This is a genomic window from Umezawaea beigongshangensis (assembly GCF_016464305.1).
Lineage (GTDB): Bacteria > Actinomycetota > Actinomycetes > Mycobacteriales > Pseudonocardiaceae > Umezawaea_A > Umezawaea_A beigongshangensis.
The window spans coordinates 876,058-896,116 of sequence record NZ_JAEIOJ010000001.1; the positions used below are offsets into that span (position 1 = coordinate 876,058).

Annotated in this window: 19 protein-coding genes; 8 read left to right on the top strand and 11 right to left on the bottom strand. The window is 75.3% G+C overall.

The genetic code is table 11. The annotated features are described in order from the left end of the window. Window positions 1–19: 19 nt before the first annotated feature. From manA to IMZ35_RS04075, 5 genes are all read right to left on the bottom strand, one after another. Window positions 20–1,255, bottom strand: coding sequence for a mannose-6-phosphate isomerase, class I (gene manA / locus IMZ35_RS04055; protein ID WP_199439456.1), 1,236 nt, complete (start codon window positions 1,253–1,255; stop codon window positions 20–22). Window positions 1,256–1,279: 24 nt separating this feature from the next. Then, window positions 1,280–2,359: an SIS domain-containing protein gene (locus tag IMZ35_RS04060; RefSeq protein WP_307867736.1), complete on the bottom strand. Its 1,080-nt coding sequence runs from the start codon at window positions 2,357–2,359 to the stop codon at window positions 1,280–1,282. Between the two features lie 3 nt (window positions 2,360–2,362). Continuing rightward, window positions 2,363–2,569 (bottom strand): Trm112 family protein, encoded by a 207-nt coding sequence (locus IMZ35_RS04065; RefSeq protein ID WP_199439654.1) that lies wholly within the window; start codon window positions 2,567–2,569, stop codon window positions 2,363–2,365. Window positions 2,570–2,607: 38 nt separating this feature from the next. Further along, window positions 2,608–3,960, bottom strand: a complete 1,353-nt coding sequence (locus IMZ35_RS04070; protein WP_199439457.1) for a phosphomannomutase/phosphoglucomutase — start codon at window positions 3,958–3,960, stop codon at window positions 2,608–2,610. Window positions 3,961–4,054: 94 nt separating this feature from the next. Then, complete coding sequence (locus IMZ35_RS04075; RefSeq protein WP_199439458.1) at window positions 4,055–4,411, bottom strand: DUF3499 domain-containing protein; 357 nt, start codon at window positions 4,409–4,411, stop codon at window positions 4,055–4,057. A gap of 87 nt (window positions 4,412–4,498) precedes the next feature. On the opposite strand from IMZ35_RS04075, the gene IMZ35_RS04080 reads away from it, so the two are divergent. Beyond that, window positions 4,499–4,954 carry a metallopeptidase family protein gene (locus tag IMZ35_RS04080; RefSeq protein WP_199439655.1) on the top strand — a complete coding sequence of 152 codons (456 nt, stop codon included), beginning with the start codon at window positions 4,499–4,501 and terminating at the stop codon, window positions 4,952–4,954. Window positions 4,955–5,052: 98 nt separating this feature from the next. On the opposite strand, the gene IMZ35_RS04085 is transcribed toward IMZ35_RS04080, so the two are convergent. Together IMZ35_RS04085 and IMZ35_RS04090 are read right to left on the bottom strand one after the other, a co-directional pair. Further along, window positions 5,053–8,418: a glycosyltransferase gene (locus IMZ35_RS04085; protein WP_199439459.1), complete on the bottom strand. Its 3,366-nt coding sequence runs from the start codon at window positions 8,416–8,418 to the stop codon at window positions 5,053–5,055. A 132-nt stretch (window positions 8,419–8,550) separates the two neighbouring features. After that, window positions 8,551–8,862 (bottom strand): WhiB family transcriptional regulator, encoded by a 312-nt coding sequence (locus tag IMZ35_RS04090; RefSeq protein ID WP_229369298.1) that lies wholly within the window; start codon window positions 8,860–8,862, stop codon window positions 8,551–8,553. 257 nt (window positions 8,863–9,119) lie between these two features. On the opposite strand from IMZ35_RS04090, the gene IMZ35_RS04095 reads away from it, so the two are divergent. From IMZ35_RS04095 to IMZ35_RS04110, 4 genes are read left to right on the top strand one after another with little or no spacing between them, the layout of a single operon-like run. Next, on the top strand, window positions 9,120–9,869 hold the full coding sequence (locus IMZ35_RS04095) for a site-2 protease family protein (protein WP_199439461.1): 750 nt from the start codon (window positions 9,120–9,122) through the stop codon (window positions 9,867–9,869). A gap of 39 nt (window positions 9,870–9,908) precedes the next feature. Next, entirely contained in the window at window positions 9,909–10,901 is a 993-nt protein-coding gene (gene cofD / locus IMZ35_RS04100) for a 2-phospho-L-lactate transferase (RefSeq protein ID WP_199439462.1), read from the top strand. Further along, a complete protein-coding gene (locus IMZ35_RS04105) occupies window positions 10,894–12,234 on the top strand; it encodes a coenzyme F420-0:L-glutamate ligase (RefSeq protein WP_199439463.1) in 1,341 nt (446 codons plus the stop codon). Before cofD ends, IMZ35_RS04105 begins: the two co-directional genes overlap by 8 nt. Then, window positions 12,231–12,770: an NUDIX hydrolase gene (locus IMZ35_RS04110; protein WP_199439464.1), complete on the top strand. Its 540-nt coding sequence runs from the start codon at window positions 12,231–12,233 to the stop codon at window positions 12,768–12,770. Before IMZ35_RS04105 ends, IMZ35_RS04110 begins: the two co-directional genes overlap by 4 nt. Before the next feature lie 9 nt (window positions 12,771–12,779). Here the strand turns inward: IMZ35_RS04110 and IMZ35_RS04115 are convergent, their stop codons facing one another. After that, on the bottom strand, window positions 12,780–13,703 hold the full coding sequence (locus IMZ35_RS04115) for a DNA-3-methyladenine glycosylase family protein (RefSeq protein ID WP_199439465.1): 924 nt from the start codon (window positions 13,701–13,703) through the stop codon (window positions 12,780–12,782). An 88-nt stretch (window positions 13,704–13,791) separates the two neighbouring features. Between IMZ35_RS04115 and IMZ35_RS04120 the strand changes: the two genes are divergently transcribed. Both IMZ35_RS04120 and IMZ35_RS04125 read left to right on the top strand, forming a co-directional pair. After that, a complete protein-coding gene (locus IMZ35_RS04120; protein WP_267876998.1) occupies window positions 13,792–14,901 on the top strand; it encodes a mannose-1-phosphate guanylyltransferase in 1,110 nt (369 codons plus the stop codon). Window positions 14,902–15,344: 443 nt separating this feature from the next. Continuing rightward, complete coding sequence (locus IMZ35_RS04125; RefSeq protein ID WP_199439467.1) at window positions 15,345–15,845, top strand: hypothetical protein; 501 nt, start codon at window positions 15,345–15,347, stop codon at window positions 15,843–15,845. Here IMZ35_RS04125 and IMZ35_RS04130 read toward each other — a convergent pair. From IMZ35_RS04130 to IMZ35_RS04140, 3 genes are all read right to left on the bottom strand, one after another. Next, window positions 15,829–16,695 (bottom strand): glycosyltransferase family 2 protein, encoded by an 867-nt coding sequence (locus IMZ35_RS04130; RefSeq protein ID WP_199439468.1) that lies wholly within the window; start codon window positions 16,693–16,695, stop codon window positions 15,829–15,831. The genes IMZ35_RS04125 and IMZ35_RS04130 overlap by 17 nt on opposite strands. Window positions 16,696–16,765: 70 nt before the next feature. Then, window positions 16,766–17,896: a glycosyltransferase family 4 protein gene (locus IMZ35_RS04135; protein ID WP_199439656.1), complete on the bottom strand. Its 1,131-nt coding sequence runs from the start codon at window positions 17,894–17,896 to the stop codon at window positions 16,766–16,768. 80 nt (window positions 17,897–17,976) lie between these two features. Further along, window positions 17,977–19,056, bottom strand: coding sequence for a glycosyltransferase family 4 protein (locus IMZ35_RS04140; protein WP_199439469.1), 1,080 nt, complete (start codon window positions 19,054–19,056; stop codon window positions 17,977–17,979). 20 nt (window positions 19,057–19,076) lie between these two features. On the opposite strand from IMZ35_RS04140, the gene IMZ35_RS04145 reads away from it, so the two are divergent. Further along, window positions 19,077–20,012: a glycosyltransferase family 2 protein gene (locus IMZ35_RS04145; RefSeq protein ID WP_307867739.1), complete on the top strand. Its 936-nt coding sequence runs from the start codon at window positions 19,077–19,079 to the stop codon at window positions 20,010–20,012. Window positions 20,013–20,059: the final 47 nt, after the last annotated feature.

Genomic DNA, 20,059 nt, shown 5'->3' on the forward strand with positions numbered 1-20,059 from the left:
CGGTATGCCGGGGTAGACCCTAGGCGCTGACCGGTCCGCCCGTACCCGCGGTGGCCCTGAACAGCTGCGCCGGGGTGTCGCCGGCCGCGGTGACGACCACGGCGGGGTCGGTCGCCGCCAGCCACACCGAGCCGCCGCGCCCCAGGTCGAGCCGGTCGCCCAGCTCGCCGGTCAGCCGGACCTCGCCGTGCGTGCAGAGCAGGATCTGCGGGCCGTCGTGCTCCACCCGCACCTCCGCTCCGGGCGCGAGGTCGATCCGGGAGAGCTCGAACTCGCGCGCGTCCGTGGGGTACACCGCCAGGCCGGGCGCGACCTCCTCGCCGCGCAGCACCGGCATGTCACCGGAGGAGAAGTCCAGCACCCGCATCAGCTCGGGCACGTCGACGTGCTTCGGGGTGAGCCCGCAGCGCAGCACGTTGTCGGAGTTGGCGAGGATCTCCACGCCGGTGCCCCGCAGGTAGGCGTGCAGGTTGCCCGCGGGCAGGTAGATCGCCTCGCCGGGCTGGAGCACGAGCCGGTTGAGCAGCAGCGCGGCCAGCACCCCCGCGTCACCGGGGTACGCCTCGCCCAGCTCCAGGACGGTGCGGCACTCCAGGTCGAACTCGCCGTGGTCCTTCACGTGCAGCACGCACGCGTCGAGCACCTGCGGCAGCAGCGCGTCCAGCGCCTGCTGCGGCAGCGTGATCAGCGTCGTGAACAGCGCGCGCAGTCCGGCGGAGTCCGGCTGCGCCGCCAGCAGTCCCGTGTAGGGGGCGAAGTCGGGGGCCTCCAGGGACTGGAGCAGCGCGACCGTGCGCCGCGGGTCGCGGAACCCGGCGAGCGCGTGGAACTCCGTCAGCGCGCAGAGCAGCTCGGGCTTGGGCGAGGCGTCCTTGTAGTTGCGCGTCCGCGCGTCCAGCGGAACCCCGGCCGCCTCCTCGGCGGCGAACCCCTCCGCGGCCTGCTGGGCGGACGGGTGCGCCTGCAGGCTCAGCGCCTCCTCAGCGGCCAGCACCTTCAGCAGGAACGGCAGGCGGTTGCCCCAGCGCTGAACAGCCGCGGCCCCGAGCTGACCGGCGGGATCGGCGACCAGCACGTCGAGCAGCGAGCGCTCCCGGCCGTCGGGACCGACGACGCGCGACGGGTCGCCCGGATGGGCTCCCATCCACAGCTCGGCCTGCGGGTGGGGTGCGGGCACCTCCTTCCCGAGCAGCTCGGCGATCGCCGTGCGCGAACCCCACGCGTACGACCGGACCGCGTTGTGCAGCAGTTCCACTTCGACGTCACTCCCTCATCGGCGTCAGACCGCCGGCGCGTAGAGCCCTGGACCGCCGACCGTGCCGGTGGCCAGTCCCAGGTACAGCGAGGCCAGCTCGAACCGCAGCGCCAGCAGCGCGGCGCCCACGGCGTCTCCTCCGACGGCCTCCTCCACGGGCTCCAGCAGATCGGCGCCGGACAGCGTCTCCTCGGCGACGCGGCGCAGCGCAGCCGTCTCCGGGGACTGCCGCACGGAGAGCAGGAACACCCTCAGCAGTCCGGCCCGCTGGTCCTCCGGGTCGGCGAAGATGTCGACCGCCGCGCTGCCCCCGACCGCGGTGCGGTGCAGCACCCGCCTGGTCAGCGCCTGCGGGTAGGACGCGACGTCGGAGACCACACCGGCGTGCGCGGCGAGGACGAACGCCCCGTGCGCGCCCACCGCCGTGGCGACGTCGTCCAGCCCCCACAGCAGGGGCGTGCGGTCCACCAGGCGCAGCGCCAGCGACTTCGCCGGGTTCACGAACGACTCGTGCTGCGGGTGGTCGCGCTCGGCCTCCCGGTCCAGCTCGTCGGCGACGGCGGCCACGTTCCCCCGCACCAGGCCGAGCGCGTTCAGCACGACCAGCCACGACGCGAACGCGCGGGCGAAGCCGAACCCGGTCGGCACCGGCACCCTGGCGGGCACGAGCACCGCGCGCCCGGCGGCGGACGCCGCCACGGGGCCCTCGCCCGGCGCGGACACCAGTACGCGGGCGCCGCGACGGCCCGCCAGGTCGATCGACTCGGCCAGCACGTCGTCGCCGGGGTCCTCCGTGTGCGCGAGCACCACGTCGAGCGCGCCCACCCAGGTGGGCACCGAGTCGGAGGTGACCACCGGGACCGGGCACGACGGGCCGAGCATGGCCGTCACGAGACCGGCGACCGAGCGCGCCACGCCGGGACGGGTGACGAGCACCAGCGCCCTGGGGCGTTCGGCGAAGACCCGCGGCACGTCGGCCTCGGTGGCCGCCTCAGTGGCGGCCCGCACCTGCGCGCCCGCCATCGCGGCGGCGCGCAGCCATCCCCCGGTGTCGGCGTCGGCGAGCCGGGACTGGTCGTCGAGCAGACTGTCGTCGAACTCCACGCGTCACCCCGCCGAATCCCCGGAGGGCGCGACCGCTTCGTCGAGCAGCAGCACCGGGATGCCGTCGCGGACCGGGAACGACCGGCCGCAGGAGGTGCAGGTCAGGAAGTCCGCTTCCGGGTCGTCGGGGGTGCCGACGCTCAGCGGAGCGTGCTCGGGGCACGGGCAGGCCAGGATGTCGAGCAGTTGCGCGTCGAGCTGCACGGCCACGGTCATCTCCTCGCTGGTGTCGGGTGGGTGGAGCGGGATCAGGCCCGGACCACGGCGAGCACCTCGTCGCGCAGCGCGGCGACGGCGTCGGCGTCGGCCGCTTCCACGTTGAGGCGCAGCAGCGGTTCGGTGTTGGAGGCGCGCAGGTTGAACCACGAGCCGTCGGGCAGCGACACGGTCAGGCCGTCCACCTCGTCCAGGGCGACGCCCTCGCGAGCGCCGTAGAGCGCCGTGATCTCGGCGACCTTCGCGGCCTGGTCGGTCACCGTCGAGTTGATCTCACCGGAGGCCGAGTAGCGCTCGTACGCGCTGGTCAGCTCGGACAGCGGGCCCTGCTGCTCGCCGAGCGCGGCCAGCACGTGCAGTGCGGCCAGCATCCCGGTGTCGGCACGCCAGAAGTCGCGGAAGTAGTAGTGCGCGGAGTGCTCGCCGCCGAAGATCGCGCCGGTGCGGGCCATCTCCTCCTTGATGAAGGAGTGGCCCACGCGGGTGCGCACCGCCGTGCCGCCGTGCTCCGCGACGATCTCGGGCACGGCGCGCGAGGTGATCAGGTTGTGGATGATCGTGCCGCCGGGGTTCTTCGCCAGCTCGCGCGCCGCCACGAGCGCGGTGATGGCGCTGGGCGAGACCGGCTCGCCGCGCTCGTCCACCACGAAGCAGCGGTCCGCGTCGCCGTCGAAGGCGAGGCCGACGTCCGCGCCGACCTCGCGCACCTTCGCCCGGAGGTCGACCAGGTTGGCCGGGTCCAGCGGGTTCGCCTCGTGGTTGGGGAAGTTCCCGTCCAGCTCGAAGTACATCGGGACGACCTCGAACGGCAGCCCGTCGAACACCTCGGGCACGGTGTGGCCGCCCATGCCGTTGCCCGCGTCGACGGCGACCGTCAGCGGCCTGCTGCCGGACAGGTCGACGAGCTGGCGGAGGTACGCGGCGTACTCGGCGAGCATGTCGCGGGTGGTCACCGAGCCCGGCTCCACGCCGGTGGCGTCGGGCACGCCCTCCTCGACGTCGCGGCGGATCTGGGCGAGGCCCGAGTCCTGCCCGACGGGGGCGGCGCCCGCGCGGCACAGCTTGATGCCGTTGTACTTCGCCGGGTTGTGGCTCGCGGTGAACATCGCGCCGGGCAGGTCGAGCCGGCCGGAGGCGAAGTAGAGCATGTCGGTGCTGGCCAGGCCGATGCTGATGACGTCGACGCCCTGGGCGGTGACGCCGCGCGCGAACGCGTCGGACAGCTCGGGGGACGAGTCGCGCATGTCGTGGCCGATCACCACGGCGGGGCCGCCGACGAGACGGGCGAACGCCGCACCCAGATCGCGCACGACGTCGACGTCGAGCTGCTCACCCACGACTCCGCGGATGTCGTATGCCTTGACGAAGCCGGACAGGTCGCGCACGCACTTCTCCCGGGGTCGGACCACGTTCTCGCTCTTGACGACGGTGCAGTCCAGAAGCCTACCGGCGCGCTCGCCGCGGCCGCGTGCGGTCGCCTCAGTCGTCGCGGGGGTCGGGCAGAACACGCAGGTGGCCCCGTCTGCCGCTGCCCGCGGGCAGTTCGGGCTCGATGGACCGGTCCGCCCGGCCCGCCTCCCGCACCGCCTCCGCCAGAGCGGTCAGGTCGTCCACGGTCGGCTCCGGCGCGACGAACTCGCCCTGGTGTCGGACGACCTCCCAGCCGCGGGGCGCGGTGAGCCGCATCGCGTGCTCCTCGCACAGGTCGTAGCTGTGCGGTTCGGAGTAGGTGGCGAGCGGCCCCACGACCGCGGTCGAGTCCGCGTAGGCGTAGGTGAGCGTCGCGACAGCCGGGTTGGCGCACCCGGTTCGCGAGCACCGTCTCACGCTCCGCACGGCGGGGACGATAGCGCGTCCGCCCACCTGCGTGTCGTAGGCACGCGGACGACACACGACCGAGCTATTAGGCTCATGCCCGTGGTGATGGCCAGAGGCTCGCGCAGAGAGGGACTTTCGCGACGGCGCAATCGCGACCGGCACGGTCGTGGCCTGCGAGGACCCCTGTACCCGGCTACCCTGCCGGCGGCGCGCAGCCGTGCCGAGAGGTTCGACGCGCTGGTGATCGAAGCGCTCGAACCGATCGAGGCGAGGTGGCGGACCGAGCTGACCCAGCTCGACGTGGCCGTCGACGACGTGCCCGACGTGCAGGGCACCGAGGAGGACGTCGTCGAGGACGGCAACGTGCCCCTCGCCCGGCTCGTCCCGGCGACGGTCGACCGCCAGGGCCTGCCCACGCGAGCGCGCATCGTGCTGTACCGCCGTCCCCTGGAAGCGCGCGCGAAGGACGGCGCCGACCTGTCGGACCTGGTCCACGACGTCCTGGTGGAACAGGTGGCGAACTACCTGGGCCTGGACCCGGACGTGGTGGACGGCGAGTAGGCCGTCCGAGCACCGCGAGTTGAGCGTTCAGGCACCGCGAGTTGAGCGTTCGAGCACCGCGAGGTGAGCGTTCGCGACACCCGCCCGTCCCCCGATGCTCAACTCGCGCTGCCTGAACGCTCACCTCGTGGTGCCTGAACGCTCAACTCGCGCGGGCGGCGGGTCGGGACCGCCGTCAGGACGGTGAACAGGGTCGCGGCGGCCTGGGCCAGCAGGAGCAGGTCGCGCAGGGTCGTCGAGTGCTCCACCCGCACGTCCGACGCGGTGGCGGGCAGCGGGACGCCGACCTGGTGGCCCCAGGCGCGGGCGATCGGCACGGGGCGGCCGTCGACGGTGGCGGTCCAGCCCGGCTCGTCCTCGGCCGCCAGCACCAGCAGCCTCCCGTCCGGGCCGTCGGAGACGCGCACGGCCAGCTCCGGCGGCGCGGCCTCCGCGGGCGCGATGCCGGGGGCGCCCAGCTCCCCCGCCGGTTCTCCTCCGCCGCGCGCCCGCCGCGCCATCTCCGGCGACAGCAGCACGACGGTGCCCGTCGCGAGCTGCACCCGCAGCACGGGCCGCCCGTCGGACGTCGGCGGCGTCTCCGCGACCAGCTCGCCGGCCGCGGTGGTCAGCCGGTCGGCGGCGGCGGCGTCGGGCAGCACCACGAACGCCACACCGGCCGCCGCGGCCCGCGCCAGCGCCATGCGGGCCCGCTCGGCCGAGTCGCCGGTGAGGGCGTCGGCCCAGTCCGCCAGCCGCGCGGGCGTCGACGGGGTCGGCACGAGGTCGTCGTCGGCGAAGGCGGGCATCCGGCCGGTCGTCTGCCGGGTCGGCTCGCCGTGCGCGCCGACGACCAGCACGGCGCGTCCGGTCTCGGCGACCTCGCGCTCCAGCGTCGCCGGCAGGCGCGGCCCGCCGCCCGCGCGCAGCGGGCCCTCCCGCAGCCCCAGCGCGCCCCCGACCGCCAGCGCGGTCACGGCGAGCACCCCGGCCACCGACACGGCCCGGCGCAGCGGCGGGTGCGCGGCGCGGCCGGGCGGGACGTCGCGGCGGCACGCCGCGAGCACCACCCACAGCAGGCCCCACCCGGCCACGACGAGCGGCGCTCCCGGCCAGCCGTGCTCGGCCGGGCCACCGGCGGCGGGCGTCACGGGCACGGCGAGCAGCAGCGCGAGGCCCGCCACGCCCAGCGCGACGACCGCCGCCCCGCCGAGCATCGCGCGGTCCGGCCGCAGCACCAGCGCGCCCAGCGCGGCCAGCACGACGAGCGCCCCGACCAGCGGCAGCGCTCCCGGCCCGCCGGGGCGCAGGGCGAGCAGGTCCGTCACGGCGACCGCCTGCCCCGGCACCCGCGCGCCCACGCCGTGCAGCACCACCGACGGGTCGGCCAGCACCGCCGCAGGCCACGGCAGCAGCAGGCCCAGCGGCAGCAGCACCACGGCGAACAGCGCGGCGACGCGGCGGCGGCCGTCGCCGCGGGCGCCCGGCACCGCGACGAACCCGGCCAGCGCCCCGAGCACCGCCAGGCCGTGCAGCAGGGGGGAGAACGCGCCCAGCAGGGCGACGCCGAGGGACGTGCCGGACGCGACGGGCAACCAGGACGCGCCGCGCGCCGGGCGCAGCACCGCGACGACACCGGCGAAGACGAGCGGGGTCAGGACGTGCGCGACGACCACGTCCGGCCTGCCCTGGCTCACGGCCGACGTGGCGGCGGGCAGCAGGCCGTAGGCGGCGGCCACGACGGCGCGCACCGAGCGGCGCACCCGCAGGCCGCGACTGGCCGCGTAGGCGGCCAGCGCCGCCAGGGGCGCGTCGCCGATCATCAGCAGCGCCACCGCGGCCTGCGGTCCGCCGAGCAGCGCGCCGAGCGCGCCCACGACGGCCAGCGCGGCGGGGGCCTGCGCCGCGGTGCCGCCGCCGACCGGGTGCCACGACGCGAGGTACTCCGACCAGGTCCCCGCGAGGTCTCGCACGGGCAGCAGCCGGCCGCCCGCGAGGTCGAGGCCGAGCCGCCCGCCGTTGGCAGCCAGCGCGAACGCCGTCAGTGCCAGCACCAGCAGCAGCGGCGGCGCGAGCAGCAGGGAGCGCAGCACGCGGGCCCGGTCCACCTCGACGAACACGATCGACCGGTCCGGCGCGGGCGGCCCGCCGCGCGGAACCGGCGAGGGCCGGGGCACGGGGCTGGGGCGCAGCGACGGCGCGAGCACGGCGTCGGCGGTCACCGGCACGACCGACGGCGGGCGGCGCAGCCCGGCCGTGGCCCGCACCCGTCCCGGCAGGGCGCCCGCGGGCAGCGCCTGCGGCCCGACCGCGCGGCGCCCGGAGGTGCGCGGGGGCAGCCATCCGCTCGGCCGGTGCTCCCGTTCGGGGAGCCGGCCGAGCGCGGCGTCGGCCTCGACGCGCCGGCGGATCAGGAACGACGCCACCGCCCGCACGGCGTTGCGCAGCCGGGTGAGCCTGCTGGTGAACAGGCCGCGCACCGGACCGGCGGCGGGGCGCTCGCGCCGCCCGGCCAGCAGGCGTGCCCGGCCGCTGAGCAGGTGGCGCAGGGCGCTCACCTCGGCTGCCGCGTCGGACGGCCTGCGCAGCAGCAGGAAGCCCAGCGCCCGCAGCAGCAGGAGCAGGGCGAGCCGGGGCAGGCCGATCAGGAACGAGGGGGTGGAGGTGTTCACCAGGAACGTGCGCGTCCCGTGGGCGCGGTCCACTCCCCGCCGCGCCGGTCCGGGCCGTGCGGCGACCGCGTCCGGTTCGCGCTCGCCGCGGGTGAGGGCGCGGGCGTGCCGCATCCGGGCGGCGGGCACGCACAGCACGACGTGACCGGCGCGGTTGACCCGCCAGCCGAGGTCGAGGTCGTCGTGCAGCAGCGGCAGGAGGCGGTCGTAGCCGCCGACCTCGTCCCACACCTCCCGCCGGATCAGCGTCCCGGCGGAGGACACGGCGAGCACCTCGGTGCTCTGCTCGAAGGAGCGGGCGGCCTCGGGGTCGCCCGCGGCGATGCCGGTCTGCCGGTGGCCGGACGCGTCCGCGGACACCCCGGCCTCCACGACCAGCCGCGGGTCGGCCCAGTCCAGGGACAGCGGTCCCAGCACGGCGGCCGACGGCGACACCTCGGCCGCCGTGAGCAGGCTCGCCAGGCAGTCCGGCTCGGGCGCGGCGTCGTCGTGCAGCACCCAGATCCACCTGCCGGGGTCGCCCCAGCGCCGCACCGCGTGCTCGACCGCGGCGTGCACCGCGGCGCCGAACCCGGTGTCGCGCGCCAGCGTCAGCACGCCGTCGAGGACCCGCTCGTCCCCGGTGGAGGCGTTCGCCAGCAGCGCGGCCGTGCGGTCGGCCGACCCGGTGTCGACCGCGATCACGTGCCGCGGTCGCGGGTGCTGGCGGCGCAGCGCGGACAGCGCCGTGCCGAGCCACCGGTCGCCGTCGTGGCAGACCAGGACCGCGAGCACCGGCGCCGTCGTCAGCCGCGGAGGGGCGCTGCCCGTCAAGTGCCGCTCCCAGAAATCGAGCCTTCGTCATGTCGAACGTGTTCGCCGACACGTTATGACGGATGAACGGCTCGTTTTGCGGTCGTCACTCGAACTTGATCAAATCCGTCTCCCACCGACGGGTCGATCTCGTCACACCGCGCGTTTCTTGAGCTTCCTCCGCTCGCGCTCGGACAGTCCGCCCCAGATGCCGAAGCGCTCGTCGTGCGCGAGGGCGTACTCCAGGCACTCGGAACGCACCTCGCAGCCCAGGCAGATGCGCTTGGCCTCCCTGGTCGACCCCCCCTTCTCGGGGAAGAACGCCTCGGGGTCGGTCTGCGCGCACAGGGCGCGCTCCTGCCAGTCCTGTTCGTCGGTCGCGTCGAACAGGTCGGAGAACAATCCCGACTCCCGGGTCGAACTCTCCCCCGGTTCCACAGCGCGACCCCCGTCGATTTCCTGCATCCGTCCGCCTCCTCGCCTTCCGCTCTCCCCGGTTGGCGGACACCACGCGCCGTTCCCACAACGACGAATGACACCGATGTGATTACACCTGCGTCACAGCAGGGGGTCAAGCGGAGTCCACACGTCGGGGGATATTCGCGCGAACGGCCGCGAACAGCTTGACCGACGGCACGGAGGGTGAGTACACGCGAGGGCGTCCGGGGCACGGGTTCCCGGACGGTCTACGGGCCGCTTTCCGGACACGCCACACTGGAGGGGTGAAGCGATCAGCGGTGCGACCCAGTCCACTGTTCCTCGGCCTGCTCGCGGTGACCGCGGCGGGCGCCGCCCTGACCCTGCTGGAGTCCGGGGCCGCCCGGATCGGCGGCACGGTCCTGTTCGTGCTGGGCGGCTGGGCGACGTCCCTGTGCCTGCACGAGTTCGGCCACGCCTACGTCGCGTTCCGCGGCGGTGATCACTCCGTCGTGCACAAGGGCTACCTCAGCCTGGACATCCGCCGCTACACCGATCCGGTGCTGAGCATCGTGCTGCCGCTGGTCCTGCTGGCCTTCGGCGGCATCCCGCTGCCCGGCGGCGCGGTGTGGATCAACCACCACGCGCTGCGCGACAAGCGGGTCGAGTCGATGGTCTCGCTCGCCGGGCCGCTGACCAACCTCGCGCTCGGCGGGCTGCTGATCGGCGCGGTCGTCCTGTTCTCGCCGACCGGCGCGCTCGCGCACGCGCTGTCCTACCTGGCGATGGTGCAGATCATCGCGTTCGTCCTGAACGTCCTGCCGGTGCCCGGCCTGGACGGGTGGGGCGCGATCGAGCCGTGGACCTCGCCACAGGCGCAGGCGTTCGGCGCGAAGGCCCGGCCGTGGGCGCCGCTCGTCCTGTTCGCCGTCCTGATCGGCCTGCCGTCGGTCGGCTCGCTGTTCTTCGACCTGGCGTTCTCGGTGTTCGAGCTGCTGGGCGGCGACCGGTACGCGGCGGCGCTCGGACAGAGCAACTTCCTGTTCTGGCGCTGACGACGTGAGCTTCACCCGCCCGTGCGAGGATCACGATCCGTGAAGGTCGTCGTACTGGTGGGTGGAGTCGGCGGGGCGCGGTTCCTGCTGGGTGTCAAGGCTGCGCTGGGGCTGCCCCCGGTGGGTGCCGGGGAGTCCGAGCACGAGGTCACCGCGGTGGTGAACACCGGTGACGACGTGTGGATGCACGGGTTGCGCATCTGCCCGGACCTGGACACCTGCACGTACACCCTGGGGGGTGGGATCGACTCCGAGCGCGGCTGGGGCCGCGCGGACGAGAGCTGGAAGGTCAAGGAGGAACTGGCCGCCTACGGCGCCGACCCGACGTGGTTCGGGCTGGGCGACCGGGACGTGGCCACGCACCTGGTGCGGACCAGGATGCTCAACGCCGGGTACCCGCTCTCGGCGGTCACCGAGGCCCTGTGCGCCCGCTGGAAGCCCGGCGTGCGGCTGCTGCCCATGTCGGACGACCGCGTGGAGACCCACGTCGTGATCGACGACCCGGAGACCGGCGAGCCGAGGGCGATCCACTTCCAGGAGTGGTGGGTGCGCCACCGCGCCGAGATCCCGGCCAGGTCGTTCGCCTCCGTCGGTGCCGACGAGGCGACGGCGGGACCCGGTGTGCTGGAGGCCGTCGCCGGGGCGGACGCCGTGCTCGTCGCGCCGTCCAACCCGGTCGTGAGCATCGGCACGATCCTCGCCGTGCCCGGCGTCGCCGACGCGCTGCGCAAGACCTCCGCCGGTGTCGTCGGCGTGTCCCCGATCATCGGCGGCAGGCCGCTGCGCGGGATGGCCGACGCCTGCCTGAGCGCCATCGGGGTGGAGAGCACCGCCGACGCCGTGGGCCGCCACTACGGCTCGCGGCAGTGCTCCGACGACGGCCTGCTCGACGGCTGGCTCGTGCACAGCGGCGAGACCGGTGACGTGCCCAACGTCGCCGTGCGCGCCGTGCCGCTGCTGATGACCGACGTGCCGGCCACCGCCGCGATGGCGCGCGCCGCGCTCGAACTCGCGGGAGCTCCCGTTGGCTGACCACGCCGCGCCGGGGCGGATCGAACTGCTGCCGGTCCGGGGACTGCCCGAGTTCCGGCCCGGTGACGACCTCGCGGGAGCCGTCGCGGCCGCGGCCCCGTGGCTGCGCGACGGCGACGTCCTCGTCGTGACCAGCAAGGTGCTCTCCAAGGTGGAGGGACGGCTCGTCGCCGTGCCCGACGACCCGGAGCAGCGCGACGCGATCCGCCGCCGGTGGGTCGAGGAGGAGGCCGTCCGCGTGCTGGCCCGCAGGGGCCGCACGCTCATCACGCAGAACGGGCTGGGCGTCGTGCAGGCCGCCTCCGGGGTGGACGCCTCCAACGTCGACCGCGGCGAGATCGCCCTGCTGCCCGAGCGGCCCGACGCCTCGGCCGCCGCGCTGCGCGACGCCCTGCGCGACCTGCTCGGCGTGACGGTGGCCGTGGTCGTCACCGACACGATGGGACGGGCGTGGCGGGTCGGCCAGACCGACGTGGCCATCGGCTCGGCCGGGCTGTCCGTGCTGCACCGCTACTCCGGTCAGGTCGACCGGCAGGGCAACGAACTGCTGGTGACCGAGGTCGCCGTCGCGGACGAGATCGCGGGCGCGGCCGACCTGGTGAAGGGCAAGCTCGGCGCGACGCCCGCTGCGGTGCTGCGCGGGCTGCCGGTGACCGACGACGGCTCCACCGCGCGCGACCTCGCCCGGCCCGTCGAGGAGGACCTGTTCAGCCTCGGCACGGCGGAGGCCACCGCGCGCGGTCGCGCGGAGGCCGTGCTGCTGCGCCGGTCGGTGCGGACGTTCACCGGTGAGCCGGTCGACGCGGACGCGCTGCGCCGCGCCGTCGGGGCCGCGCTGACCGCGCCCGCGCCGCACCACACCCGTCCCGTGCGCTTCGTCCACGTGCGCGACCGCGAGCGCCGCGCGCGGCTGCTGACGGCGATGCGCGAGGCGTGGCGGGCCGACCTGCGCGCCGACGGGCTGCCGGAGGAGCGCGTGGAGCGGCGGGTGCGCCGGGGCGACCTGCTGTGGGGTGCCACGGAGCTGGTGCTGCCGTTCCTCGTCCGCGAGGGCGCGCACAGCTACCCCGACGCGCGCCGCTCCGAGGCCGAGAAGACGATGTTCACCGTCGCCGGAGGGGCCGCCGTGCAGGGCCTGCTGGTGGCGCTCGCCGCCGAGGGCCTGGCCTCGTGCTGGGTGTCGTCGACGATCTTCTGCGCCGGCGTCGTGCGCGAGGTGCTCGACCTGCCGCAGGAGTGGGAGCCGCTCGGCGCCGTCGCCGTCGGCCACCCGGAGGAGCCGCTCGCGCCGCGACCGCCGCGCGATCCCGACGAAGGACTGGTCGAACTGTGAGCCTGCACGCCGACACCGTCTCGGTGCTGAGCGGCTGGAACCCCGGCGAGCCGGGGCAGGAGGCGCTGCGCCACGCGTACCTGGGGTTCCTGGCTGCGCGCGAGGACGGGTGCCTGCGCTCCTGCGAGCCCGGTCACGTCACGGCGTCCGCCGTGGTGCTGGACGCCGCGGCGGAGCACGTGCTGCTGACGCTGCACCCGCGCGTGGGCCGCTGGCTCCAGCTCGGCGGGCACTGCGAGCCGGACGACGAGACGCTGCTCGGCGCGGCGCTGCGGGAGGCCACCGAGGAGTCCGGGATCACCGGGCTGCGCATCGAGCCGCGGCCGATCCACCTGGAGGTGCACCCCATCACGTGCTCGCTGGGCAAGCCGACCAGGCACTTCGACGTGCGGTTCCTGGTGCGCGCCCCGGTGGGCGCGCGCCCCGTGCGCAGCGCCGAGTCCGACGACCTGCAGTGGTGGCCGCTCGACTCGCTGCCGTCGAACGTCGACGACCTCGTCCCGATGATCGAGGCGGCCCTCGCCCGGTTGCGCTGACCGTCGGGGTCAGACGGCCCGGTGGTCGCGGACGGCGGTCCGCGGGCCGAAGCGCGGACGGCGGAAGCCGGAGGCCCGCACGTAGCGCACGGCCCGGTGCCGCTGCGGGGCGTACGGGGCGAGGACCTCCAGCATCCCGTCGTCGTCCAGCGGACGGCCGGCCAGTGCCCAGCCCACCACGGTGGACAGGTGGAAGTCGCCGACGCTGACCGCGTCCGGGTCGCCCCAGGCCCGCTGCGCCACCTCGGCCGCCGTCCAGGCGCCGACACCGGGCACGAGCCGCAGCAGCCGCCGTCCCTCCTCGCCGCCCAGCACGGCGGCGCGCTCCAGCCGGTGCGCCACCCGCGCGCAGGCGACGAGCGTGCGGCGGCGCGTGGCGTCCACCCCGGCCAGGTGCCACTCCCAGTCGGTGACGCGCAGCAGCGCGTGCGGCGTGGGCGGCACGCGCATCCCCTCCGGGGCCGGTCCGGGGGCCGGAGCGCCGAAGCGGCGGCACAGCTCGCGCCACGACCGGTGCGCCTCCACGACGGTGACCCTCTGCTCCAGGACCGCGGGCACCAGCGCGTCCCACACCCGCCCGGTCGCGCCGAGCCGCAGTCCCGGCGCGCGCCGGTGGGTGGCGCGCACCAGCGGGTGGTGGTGGGGTTCGAAGTCGCCGAACGCCGTGTCGGACGCGCCCAGCAGCGCGGGCAGGCCGTCGAGCAACCAGTCCGCGCCGTCGCCCCACGCCCGCGCGCGCACGTCGCCGGAGCCGTCCCGGCGGACGTGCGCGGTGCCGCTCCCGGCGGGCGTGGTGGCGGTCAGCCAGAGCCCGCCGGAGTGGTCGGCGCGGAAGGTCGGATCGGCCGCGCCGCGGCACAGGGGGTCGAGCACGGCCGCCACGTCGAGCGCGTGCGGAGGGCGCCAGGAACGGCACGAGCGGCTTTCCGTCACCGGCAGACCGTACGACACCGCTCGGCTACAGTGGCCCGAATCCGGTTGCGGAAGAGTCGAGGGACGGTTCTCGTTGTCACACGAAAACTTGCACGTCGTTGTTCCCGCAGGCGGTAGCGGTACACGACTGTGGCCGTTGTCACGCGCCAGCAATCCGAAGTTCCTGCACCCGTTGACGGGCACGCGGAATTCACTTCTGGAAGCGACGTTCGCACGACTGGAACCGCTCGCGACCGCTGATCGGGTGTACGTCGTGACCGGTTCGGCGCACTCGGCGGGAGTGGCCCGCCAGCTTCCGTCCCTGCCGGTGGAGAACATTCTCGTCGAGCCGTCGGCGCGGGATTCCTGCCCGGCCATCGCGCTGGCCGCGGCCGTCATCGCCCAGCGGGACCCGGACGCGATCATGGCCTCCTTCGCGGCCGACCACCTGATCCGCGACACGGCGGTCTTCGACCGCGTGGTGGGCAAGGCCGTGGAGGGCGCCGAGCAGGGCTACCTGATGACGATCGGGATCACCCCGACCAGGCCGGAGACCGGCTACGGCTACCTGCGGTGCAGCGAGCCGGTGGAGAACGACCGGTTGCAGCGGGTCCTGGAGTTCAAGGAGAAGCCCTCCCTCGACGTCGCCACCAGGTACGTCGACTCCGGGAAGTACCTCTGGAACGCCAGCATGTTCGTGTGGCGGGTGAGCCGCTTCCTCGACGAGCTCACCGCCCGCCGCCCGGACGTCGCCGGGCCCGTGCTGGAGATCGCGGCGAGCTGGGACACCGAGGACCGCGACGAGGTCCTGCAGCGGCTGTGGCCGACCATCCCGAAGGTCGCCGTCGAGTACGCGGTCATGGAGCCCGCCGCGGAGGACGGCCTGGTCGCGACCGTGCCGGGCGACTTCGGCTGGAGCGACATCGGCGACTTCGAGACGCTGGCGGAGGTCCTCGGCACCGAGGTGACCGATTCGGTGATCTCCATCGCCGTGGCCGGTGGCACGGAGGCCGGGGACGACCGGCAGATCGTCTCGGTCGACAGCTCGGACGTCGTCGTGCTGCCCAGCCGGGGCAGGGCGGTGGCCCTCGTCGGCGTCAAGGACCTGATCGTCGTCGACACCGAGGACGCCGTGCTCGTGTGCAAGCGGGACCGGGTGCAGGACATCAAGAAGGTCATCAGCGGACTGCGCGAGAACAACGCCGAGCGGTTCATCTGACGGGTGATCCGCACGGCGGAACGACCACCGCCGAAATCGGGTGGAATCGCGAACGCGAATCGTCGTACCGATTCCTCGGCACCCGGCGGACGAACGCTCGGTCCACCGGTGGTGATCACGTGATCACCACCGCGCTCAGGGTGTCCGGCCCATTGCGCAGCGCGGTGGTCCAGTTCGTGAAAGCACCTCGCGAACTGCCGCGCGGAGCGGGCCGGGGCGGGTGCGGCCGGGCAACCGCGGCCGGGGCGTTCGGCCACCGCGCCGATGCCGGAGGGACACGAGATCACCCGGTCCTCTTACCGGAGGCTGCCGTGGGTAATACTCTTGCGGAGGAGCACCACGTCAGCAGGAGTCGACCGGCACGTCCGGTGTCGCGCCCGCTGGCGGGCGACGTAGCAACGCCGGCCCCTCAGCCGGCCTCAGGGAACGCAGGAGAGATCCGCATGGACCCCCGCGACCGGGCCGACGCAGTACTCGCCCGTGCCCGAGCACGCGGCCTGCACGTCGTCACGCCGGACAACATGACCTCGCCGATGGACTCGTCCGCGACGCAGCAGATCCCCAGGTCCGTCGTGGCCGCGGTGGACCCGCGCGGCCTCGACCCGGACTCCACGATGGTCCTGTCGGCGCGGACCGCGGCCGGGCAGCCCCCGCAGGCGGCCCCGGCCCCCCAGCAGCCGGGCCAGCAGCAGCCGGGCCAGCAGCAGGCCGGTCAGCAGCAGCCGGGTCAACCGCAGCCCGTCAGGGCGCAGGCGCCCCAGCAGCAGCCGGGTCAGCCGCAGAAGCCCGCCGCGCCCCAGCGCAAGGAGCAGCCGGTGCAGGGGCTCGTGCCGACCGTGCAGCAGACCGACACCGGCCGGCCGAGCCTGTCGCAGCGGTTGAACGGGAGCGCGGAGCCGAACCGGCAGAACACGCTGTCCCAGCGCCTCAGCGGCGACGTGTGAGCAGCTTCAGCCGCAGGCCGAGTCCGACGCGCAGTGCGAGCAGCAGCGGGGCCCACTGCGGCCCGCGGTGGCGGTCGGCGAGGTAGCGGTAGGCGCTGCTGTGGTGCGCGGCGAGCATCCTGGCCGACGAGCGGCCGGTGGAGTGACCGCCGATGTGCACGACCTCCGCGCCCGGCACGAACACGTTGAGCCAGCCCGCCCTGCCGAGCCGGTCGCCCAGGTCGACGTCCTCGAAGTACATGAAGTAGCGCGAGTCGAAGCCGTCGACCGAGTCGAACGCCTCGCGGCGCAGCAGCAGGCACGAGCCGGACAGCCAGCCGGCGGCGCGCTCGGCGACGACGGCCTTCTCCTGCCGGTACTCCCTGGTCCACGGGTTCGCGGGCCACACCTTCGCGAACACGCCGTGGCCGATGCCGCGGCCCAGCGACGGCAGCAGCCGCGCCGACGGGTACACCTCGCCGTTCGGCTCCCTGATCAGCGGCCCGAACGCGCCCCCGCGGGGCCAGCGCCCGGCGGCCTCCAGCAGGGCGTCCAGCGAGCCGGGTCCCCACTCCAGGTCCGGGTTGGCCACCACGACCCAGCCGACGTCCGGTGGCAGGTCGGCGACGCCGCGGTTCGCCGCGCCGCCGTAGCCGAGGTTCTCCCCGGTCGGCAGGAACACCACGTCCTCGCGCTCGGCCGCGGCCCTCTCCGGGACGCCGTCGGTGGAGCCGTTGTCCGCCAGCACCACCCGCACCGGCCTGCTCGTGGCCTTGGCCAGCGTCTCCAGGAAGAGGTCGAGCGTCTCACCGGGCGAGTAGGTCACGGTCACGACCGCGAGGTCGTCGCCGTAGCGCTTCGGTTCCGTCACGGTGGCACATTGTGCACGCTCGGGCGTGGCCGTGGTGCACGTGGTGATCGACCGCGACCGGCCGTCGCGCTCAGCGCCGGCGGGCCTGCCGGGTCACGGCGCGCGCGTAGGCCAGGCGGTGCTCCTGAGCGCTCGTCGCCCAGGAGAACTCCTTGGCGCGGGCCTCCGCGGCGGTGGCGAGGGCCGTCCGCCGGGCGGGGTCGTCCAGCAGGTCGGTCAGCGCCGCGGCGATGTCACCCGCGCCCACCCCGCAGTACGCCACGGCGTCCCCGCCGACCTCGGGCAGGCTCAGGCGGCGGGTGGTGAGCACGCTGGCGCCGCACGCCATCGCCTCCAGCACCGGCAGGCCGAAGCCCTCGCCGAGACTGGGGTAGGCCACCAGCTCGGCACCGCCGAGGAACCCCGCGAGCTGGTCGAACGGCACGTAACCGGCGCGCAGGACGCGGATGCGGTGCGGGACGGCGTCGAGCGCGTGCTCGACCTGACCGTCCCAGCCGGGCTGCCCGGCGAGGACGAGCGCGGGCGCGTCGGCCCTGCCGCGGCACGCCTGCGCGAAACCGCGGATCAGCGCGGGCACGTTCTTGCGGGGCTCCAGCGCGCCGAGGAACGCCACGTACGGCGTGCGGCCGAGCCCGAGCGTGCGGCGGACCTCGGCGACCTCCTCCGCCGTCGGCGGGTGGAAGCGGTCGGTGTCCACGCCGTGCTGGGCGATGTGCAGCGCGCGCGGGTCGGCCCGCGCGACGCGCGCGAGCTCGCCGGCGGTCGCGCGGCTGGGCACGACGCACAGCGCGGCCCTGGCCAGCGACGCGCGGGTCCACGCGCGGAAGAAGCGGGCCTTCACCGAGGAGTGCAGGACCGGGTCGGTGAAGAACGTGGCGTCGTGCAGGGTGACGACCGTCGGGACCGGCGAGGCCAGCGGCATCGTGTAGTGCGGCGAGTGCAGCACGTCCACGCCGAGCCTGCGCACGATGCGCGGCAGCGTCGTCTGCTCCCAGCTGAGCCGCGCGGTGCGGGTGGCGACCGAGTCCGAGGCGACGAGCACCCGCGAGTTCGGCGCGATCCTCGTGTAGAGGTCGGCGTCCCTGGACTGGCAGACGACCGCGATCCGGGCGCCGTCCGCGTCCAGCGCACCGACCAGGGAGTCGACGTACCTGCCGACCCCGCCACGATCGGTGGGTACCGCGGTGGCGTCGATCAGCACGCTCGGTTCGACGGAGGGCACGGGGACAGAGGGTACTGCGGCGGAGACGCGATCTGGCCCGGATCGGCGGACGCGGCTGTCTACCGGATCACACCCGCGTGCAGGTCCCACACCCGTGCCGCGGCATCCGCCCAGCTGAACTCCGCCGCCCTGCGCCGCCCCGCCGCGACCGCCCGCGCGGCCCGCTCGGGGTCCGCCAGCAGACCGCGCAGCCCGGCCGCCAGCGCGGCGGCGTCCCCGCGCGGCACGACCACCCCGGCGCCCCCGGCGACCTCGGTCAGCGCGGGAGCGTCGGAGTGCACGACCGGCACGCCCGCGGCCATCGCCTCCAGCACGGGCAGCCCGAAGCCCTCGGCGAGGCTGGGCGCGGCGAGCACCGTCGCGCGGTGCAGGACGGTCGCCAGCTCGGCGTCGTCCAGCCGCCCCAGCAGGCGCAGCCGCTCCGGGGGCAGTCCGTGCTCGGCGGCGACGGCCCGCAGGTCGACCCCGCCCCACCCGGCCGGGCCCACGACCACGAGCGGCTCGGTCAGCTCCGCCATCGCGCGCACCAGCACGTCCAGGCCCTTGCGGGGTTCGACGGTGCCGATCGCGAGCACGTACCGGTCGGGCAGGCCGGGCACGTCGGCGCGGTCCCCGGCCAGCGCGGCCGACGGCCCGTGCCCGACGACGTGCAGCCCGGCCGGGCCCGGCGCGTGCAGCAGCAGCTCCCGCGCGACGGCCGCGGTGGGCACGACGACCGCGTTCGCGGCGCGCACGGCCCGGCCGATCGCCCTGCGGTGCCAGGCGACGCCGCGCGGCGTGAGGGTCTCCGGGTGCGTCCACGGCACGGTGTCGTGGACCGTCACGACCAGGGTGCGCCCGCGCTTCGCCGGTGGGGCCAGCGGTGTCGGGGCGTGCACCGAGTCGCCGCCCGGCCACAGCGGCACCCCGTGGTCCCAGGCGGCGATCAGGGCGCGGCGCGGCAGCGGCAGCACGCGCGGTCCCTCGACACCGGGTATCCGCGCGGCGTCGAGGTCGGCGTGCCTGCTCACGACGCCGGTGACGGTCCAGCCCGGCGGCGCGCACCCGGCGAGCGCCGCCGCCAGCTCGGCCGTGTAGCGGCCCGTGCCTCCCGGCACGGGGGCGAGCAACTGCTCGGTCAGCACTGCGAGCTCCGGCACGTGCCGTACCGTCTCACGCCGTGTCGATCGTCAGCACGGTGGTGGTCGTGACGTGGCGCGGGCGCGAGCACGTGACGGCCTGCCTGGACGCCCTCGCCGCCCAGCGGCGACCGCACGAGGTGATCGTCCTGGACAACGCCTCGGACGACGGCACCGCCGAGCTGATCGCCGCGCACCCCGGCACGCCGCGCGTGCTGCGGCTGCCGCGCAACGCCGGGTACGCGGGCGGGCTGGCCGCGGCGCTGCCCCTGGTGCGCACCCCGTACGTGGCGTGGCTCAACGACGACGCGGTGCCGGAGCCGGACTGGCTCGGCGCGCTGGAGGACGCCCTCGACGGCGACCCCGGCGCGGCGGCGGCCACCTCGTCGGTGCTGCTGACCGACGGCTCGACGCAGTCCGTCGGCGTCGCGCTGACGGCGGACGGGCACGGCGTGGACCTGCTGGTCGCGGGCCGCGACGTCTTCGGCTTCTGCGGCGGGGCCGCGCTCGTGCGGACCGCGGAGCTGGCGGCGGCCGGCGGCGTGCCGTCGGGGTTCTTCTGCTACTACGAGGACACCGACACGGCGTGGCGGCTGCGGCTGGCCGGGCACCGGGTGATCTCGGTCGGCCCGGCGCGGGTGCGGCACCGGCACGGCGCCAGCACGCGGCCCGGTTCGGCGCCGTTCCACCTCTGGAACGAGCGGAACCGGCTGCTGATGCTGCTGCGCTGCGCGCCGGTGACCGTGACGCTGGCCCAGCTCGCGCGGTTCGCGCTGATCACCGCGGCGCTGCCGGTGCGGCGGCTGCGCGGCGCCGCGGTGCCCGACGCGGCCAACTTCCGGCTCGGCCTGCGGCTGCGGGTGCTCGCCGAGGTCGGGCTGCGCTCCCCCGCCGCGGTGGCGCAGCGCTGGGTGATCGGCCGCCGCTCGACCGTGTCACGCGGTGCGGTGTGGCGCGCGTGGGCCGGTCGCCGGTGACCGGGAGCGCGCCCCGGCCCGCACTGCTCCGACCGGCCCCGGCACGG